Genomic DNA, 4,771 nt, shown 5'->3' with positions numbered 1-4,771 from the left:
AGCGCGGCGAGCAGGGCGACCGGGTCGTCGTCGCCGCCGGCCAGCACGGCGGCCGCCTCGGCGTGCAGCCCCAGGCCGTCGAGGGCGGAGGCCGCCTCGGCCGACCCGGCGACGAGGAGCAGCGAGCGGCGGTTGGCGGCGAACGCCTCGGCCAGGCGCTCGTCGGGCAGGTCGAGGCGCACCCCCCGGCCGGCGTGGGCGGCCCACCCGGCGGCCACCCGGTCGGCGGGCGGGAGGGAGGCCGGCCGGGCGCCGGCCCGGCCCGAGGCGGGCACGGCGACCCGCACGGTCGCCCGGTGGGGCACGGGCAGCACGAACGTCCCCGGCCCCTCGCCCCTGGCCGGCGGCCGGGCCAGCACGACCGCCACCCGGCCGTCGACGACGACCCGGTCCCCCTCGACCACGGCGCCGGCCCCGGCGACCGTGAACGCCACCGCCACCGGGGCGGCCGACCGGTTCTCCACCTCGACCACGACGGCCTCGTCGCCCGCCGCCCGCACCGCGTAGGCGCGGTGGACGGCGTCGCCGTGGGGGATGCGCATGGCCGTCTCGACCACGGGCGCGGCGTCCACCAGCCGCTGGCGCACGGCCGCCTCCCGGGCGGCGACGTGCCAGCGGTCCTCGGCCCCGACCGACCAGTCGAGCGACCAGCGGCCGGGGTCGGGGGTGACCCGGCCGCGGCCGTCCACGGCGGCCCGCCAGCCGGACCCGACGTTGCCGATCGTCGTGCGGCTCACCGCACCGGCGTCATGCCGTGCAGCTCCCGCTTCTGCTCCCGGCGCAGGAGCCCGCGGTAGGCGTCCTCGGCCGTCCTGCCCTCGTGGCACACGGCCACCACCTGCTCGGCGATCGGCATGTCGACCCCGTGCTCCCGGCCGAGCTCGAGCGCCACCCGGCAGGTCTTCACGCCCTCGGCGACCATCCGCATCTCGGAGGTGACCTCCTCGATGGTGCGGCCCCGGCCCAGCTGCTCGCCGACGTAGCGGTTGCGGCTCTGCGGGCTGATGCACGTGGCCACCAGGTCGCCCATGCCGGCCAGGCCGGAGAACGTGAGCGGGTCGCCGCCCATGGCGACGCCGAGCCGGGACAGCTCGGCCAGGCCCCTGGTGATGACCGCCGCCCTCGTGTTGTCGCCGGTGCCGAGGCCGTCGGCCATGCCCGAGGCGATCGCCATCACGTTCTTCAGCGCGCCGCCGATCTCGCAGCCGACCAGGTCGGGGTTCGTGTAGACCCGGAACAGGTCGGTGTGGAACACCCGCTGGAGCTCGTTGGCGACGGCCTCCTCGGGCATGCCGACCACGCTCGCCGCCGCGTGCCCGGCCATGATCTCCTTGGCCAGGTTGGGGCCGGTCAGCACGCCGACGGGGTGGCCGGGCAGCACCTCGCGCACGACCTCGCTCATCCGCCGCCTGGTGCCCTGCTCGAGGCCCTTGGTGAGGCTGACGACCGGCACCCAGGCCCTGACGTGCCCGGCCATCGCCTCGAGGGTCGACCGGAACCCGTGCGACGGCACGGCCATCACCAGCACGTCCGCCTCCCGCACGGCCTCCTCCAGGTCGGCCGTGGCCCGCAGCGACGGGGGGAGCGGGTGGTCGGGGAGGTAGGCGCGGTTGACGTGGTCCCGGTCGATCTCCTCGGCCAGGTCGGGGCGGCGGGCCCACAGCACGGTCGGGGCGTTGCCGCAGGCGAGGCTGGCGACCGTCGTCCCCCAGGAACCGGCGCCGATCACCGCCACCCGGATCGTCATGGTCGGGACACTAGGCGGCGGCGGGCGGGCCTAGGCTCGCCGCGAATGGCCGACGCCGACCGTCGCCTCGCCGTCCTCGTCCCCGTGAAGCGCTTCGGGGCGGCGAAGCTGCGCCTCGCGCCGGCCCTCGACGCCGGGGAGCGGGAGGCGCTGGCCCGGTCGATGGCGTCGACGGTGGTGGCGGCGGCCGCCCCGCTGCCCGTGTGGGTGGTGTGCGACGACCCCGACGTGGCCGCCTGGGCCACCGGGGCCGGGGCCGGGGTGCTGTGGAAGCCGGGCCGGGGGCTGAACGGGGCCGTGAACGAGGGCGTGGCCGACCTGGCCGGCGCGGGCGTGGCCGCCGTGATCGTGGCCCACGCCGACCTCCCCCTCGCCACCGACCTCGGCTGGGTCGGCCGCTTCGAGGGCGTCACGCTCGTGCCCGACCGCCGCGACGACGGCACCAACGTGGCCTGCGTCCCGGCCGGCTCGGGGTTCACGTTCGCCTACGGGCCGGGCTCGTTCCGCCGCCACGCGGCCGAGGCCGAGCGGGTCGGCCTGCCCCTCCGCGTGTGCCGGGAGCGGCGGCTCGGCTGGGACGTCGACCTGCCCGGCGACCTCGCCCTCCCCGGCGACCTGCCGGTCACCGCCGCGGGCCGCCCGTGCACCTGAACCTCCCCGTGCCGGCGGCCGCGCTGGCCGTCGGCGCCCATCCCGACGACATCGAGTTCGGCTGCGGCGGCACCCTCGCCAAGTGGTCGGCGGCCGGCTGCGTCGTGTCCCACGTGATCTGCACCGACGGGTCCAAGGGCACGTGGGACCCGGACGCCGACGTCGCCCGCCTGGTGGCCACCCGCCAGGACGAGGCCAGGGCCGCGGCCGCCGCCCTCGGCAGCACCGGCGAGGTCGTGTTCCTCGGCTGGCCGGACGGCGAGCTCGAGGCCGGGCTGCGCCAGCGCTGGGAGGTGGCGTACTGGATCCGCCGGTGCCGGCCCGAGGTGGTGCTCGGGCACGACCCGTGGCGCCGCTACCGCCTCCACCCCGACCACCGCAACGCCGGCTTCCTCGCGTGCGACGGGCTCGTCGCCGCCCGCGACCCGCACTTCTTCCCGGAGCAGGGCGAGCCGCCGCACCGGCCCGAGGCGCTGCTGCTGTGGGAGGCGGACGAGCCCGACCACGTGGAGGACGTGACCGGCTCGCTCGGCCGCAAGCTCGCCGCGCTGGAGGCCCACCGCAGCCAGTTCGAGTCGACCATGCGCATCGACGACCCGGCCGCCGCCGAGCAGGTCGACGCCTTCCGCCGCCGGGTCGGGGACCGGCTGGCGGCGGCCGGCCGCCCGGCCGGGGTCGCCTACGGCGAGGCGTTCAAGCTCATGGGCGGCTCGGGCTCGACGTACCTCTGACCCCGCGCCGGCCTCAGCGCCCGGGCCGCGGCGGCCGGCCGGGGCCGGTCGGCGGGCCGGCGAAGGCCTGGGCGATGCCGAGCCACTCCGCGGCGAGCGGGCCGTCGGCGACGAGCGCGGTGTCGGCCGGGTGGCGGCGCTGGGTGACGACGAGGCAGAAGTCGAGCGCCGTCCCCCGCACGGCGTCGGCGCCGCCCTCGCCCCACCGCCACACGTCGCCGCCCGGCCCCGTGAGCTCGACGAGCACGGGCGCGTCGGGCACGGGCAGGCCCCGCACCCGGTAGCTCCAGCCCCGCGTCCGCACGCCGAGGTCGGCGACGTGGCGCAGGCGGTCGGTGGCCGGGCGGTCGGCGCCGAGCGCGTCGACCACGTCCTGGCCGTGCGCCCAGGTCTCCATCAACCGGGCGGTGACGAACGACGCCGGGCCCATGGGCGGCCCGTACCACGGGATCCGGGCCGACGGGTCGACGCCGGCCAGCGCGTCGAGCAGCTCGGCCCTGCCCTCCCGCCACAGGCCGAGCAGGCCGGCACCCGCCATCGACCGCCCGGTGGCGAGGATCGACGCCTCGGCCGCGGCCGGGTCGGCGAACAGCTCGGCGGCGCCGGCCGCGAACGCCTCGGGGTCGCGCACGGCCTGCGCCGCGGCCCGGTCGAACCAGGCGAGGTGGAACAGCTGGTCCCGCACCGCCCACCCCTCGGCCGGCGTCGGCGTGCCCCACCCGTCCTCGTCGAGCGGGGCGACGACCGTGTCGAGGGCCTCGTGCTCGGCGGCCAGGTCGGACCGCAGGCGGTCGAGGTCGCTCACGCGGCCCAGCATGCCGCGCCGCTCGGGGCGTTCGGCGCCCGGGGGGCCGGCGCCGTCGTACGATGCGGGCGGGAGGAGCGTCGGCAGGGGAGGGGAGCTGCCATGGCCGACGACGGGAGCAGGTTCCGCTACCTGGGCACGGGTGCGGCGCTGGCGATGGAGGTGACCGGGCCGACGGTCGAGAGCTGCCTGGCCCGGGCCGTCGAGGGGCTCGGCAACGCGGTGGCGATCGTCCATCCGTCGGTCGCCTGCCGGACCGTGGCCGTCGCCGTCCACGCGCCCGGCCGGTCGCCGGCCGCGCTGCTGCGGGCCGTGCTGGAGGCGGCCGCCGACCGCCTGGCCAACCACGGCGAGGTTCCGCTCGCCCTCGACGGCGTCGTGCGCGACGGCGCCACCGTCCGCGCCCGGCTCGAGGTGGCGCCGCTGTCCGCCGCCCGGCCGCCGTCGCCGGCCAGGGCGCCGACCTGGCACGGGGTCGACCTGCACCGCAACGGCCAGGGCTGGCACGGCGTGGTCGTCGCCGACCTGTAGACGCGGCGAGGGGCCCGCTCGGGGCCCCTCGCCGGAAACGTCGGGTGGTCGGGCGGCTCAGCGCTTCTTCGCCGCCGTCGCCTTCTTGGTCGTGGCCTTGGACGCCTTGGCGGTGCCGCCCGCGGCCTTCTTGGTCGTGGTCTTCTTCGCCGCCGTCGCCTTCTTGGCCGACTTCTTGGCGTTCATCTCCTGGCGCAGCGTGGAGCTTGGGCTGAACTTGACGGCGGTCGACGCCGCGATCTTCACGGGCTCGCCAGTGCGCGGGTTGCGCCCGGTGCGGGCGCTGCGCTTGACGGCGGTGAAGGT

At 77.8% G+C, this 4,771-nt stretch carries 7 protein-coding genes; 3 read left to right on the top strand and 4 right to left on the bottom strand.

Annotated features, from left to right (window positions below):
- A partial coding sequence (locus VGB14_20875; GenBank protein ID HEX9995386.1) for a hypothetical protein occupies positions 1-737 on the bottom strand: 737 nt, incomplete at its 3' end.
- A complete protein-coding gene (locus VGB14_20870) occupies positions 734-1,747 on the bottom strand; it encodes an NAD(P)H-dependent glycerol-3-phosphate dehydrogenase (protein HEX9995385.1) in 1,014 nt (337 codons plus the stop codon). The genes VGB14_20870 and VGB14_20875, both read right to left, overlap by 4 nt.
- A 45-nt stretch (positions 1,748-1,792) precedes the next feature.
- Between VGB14_20870 and cofC the strand changes: the two genes are divergently transcribed.
- Entirely contained in the window at positions 1,793-2,398 is a 606-nt protein-coding gene (gene cofC, locus VGB14_20865; GenBank protein HEX9995384.1) for a 2-phospho-L-lactate guanylyltransferase, read from the top strand.
- A complete protein-coding gene (locus VGB14_20860; protein HEX9995383.1) occupies positions 2,389-3,129 on the top strand; it encodes a PIG-L family deacetylase in 741 nt (246 codons plus the stop codon). The genes cofC and VGB14_20860 overlap by 10 nt, the downstream gene beginning before the upstream one ends.
- A 13-nt stretch (positions 3,130-3,142) precedes the next feature.
- Here VGB14_20860 and VGB14_20855 read toward each other — a convergent pair whose 3' ends face one another.
- A complete protein-coding gene (locus VGB14_20855; protein HEX9995382.1) occupies positions 3,143-3,934 on the bottom strand; it encodes a TIGR03084 family metal-binding protein in 792 nt (263 codons plus the stop codon).
- A gap of 102 nt (positions 3,935-4,036) precedes the next feature.
- Here VGB14_20855 and VGB14_20850 point away from each other — a divergent pair, with 102 nt between their 5' ends.
- A complete protein-coding gene (locus VGB14_20850) occupies positions 4,037-4,465 on the top strand; it encodes an archease (GenBank protein HEX9995381.1) in 429 nt (142 codons plus the stop codon).
- Positions 4,466-4,522: 57 nt separating this feature from the next.
- Here VGB14_20850 and VGB14_20845 read toward each other — a convergent pair.
- Positions 4,523-4,771, bottom strand: a 249-nt coding sequence (locus VGB14_20845; protein HEX9995380.1) for an HU family DNA-binding protein, incomplete at its 5' end; no start/stop codon positions are given.

It is taken from the genome of Acidimicrobiales bacterium (assembly GCA_036399815.1).
Classification (GTDB): Bacteria; Actinomycetota; Acidimicrobiia; order Acidimicrobiales; family DASWMK01; genus DASWMK01.
Note: the sequence above shows the minus strand (reverse complement) of the source record. Positions and strands in the feature narration are given on the sequence as shown.

Excerpts from the sequence above, each read along its gene's own strand:
- VGB14_20850 (HEX9995381.1), top strand. The coding sequence starts at position 4,037 with ATGGCCGACGACGGGAGCAGGTTCCGCTACCTGGGCACGGGTGCGGCG.
- cofC (HEX9995384.1), top strand. The coding sequence starts at position 1,793 with ATGGCCGACGCCGACCGTCGCCTCGCCGTCCTCGTCCCCGTGAAGCGC.
- VGB14_20870 (HEX9995385.1), bottom strand. The coding sequence starts at position 1,747 with ATGACGATCCGGGTGGCGGTGATCGGCGCCGGTTCCTGGGGGACGACG.